This window comes from Bacillus sp. SIMBA_154, from assembly GCF_046536015.1.
Lineage (GTDB): Bacteria > Bacillota > Bacilli > Bacillales > Bacillaceae > Bacillus > Bacillus pumilus_P.
This window is the reverse complement of sequence record NZ_JAWJBV010000655.1, coordinates 1-236: the sequence shown is the minus strand read 5'-3', so window position 1 is coordinate 236 and position 236 is coordinate 1. Positions and strand designations below refer to the sequence as shown.

Sequence of the window (236 nt, the reverse complement as noted above, 5' to 3'; positions counted from 1 at the left end):
AAATAAATTCGCCGTCCATATCCTCCGGAGCCGTTTCTTTATCAGTGATGAACGTAATCTTCATCGGGTTCGGTTCGCCGCCCGTTTTTTCACGCCAATGCCAATAAAACGGGCGGTTCATAATTTGTTTGTCCATCTCGACCGTCAACTGAACCGTCATAAAACCCGGCCCGTGTTCTGTAATCGGACAGTGGTTCGCTTCAAAAAATCGCAGTAAAAATTCGTGAACCTCCTGC

Annotated in this window: 1 protein-coding gene; it reads right to left on the bottom strand. The window is 47.0% G+C overall.

What is annotated here, in order from left to right; genetic code table 11:
- Positions 1-236 (bottom strand): YqhG family protein (locus R0K30_RS23485; protein ID WP_410613435.1); only part of this gene is annotated, 236 nt, incomplete at both ends.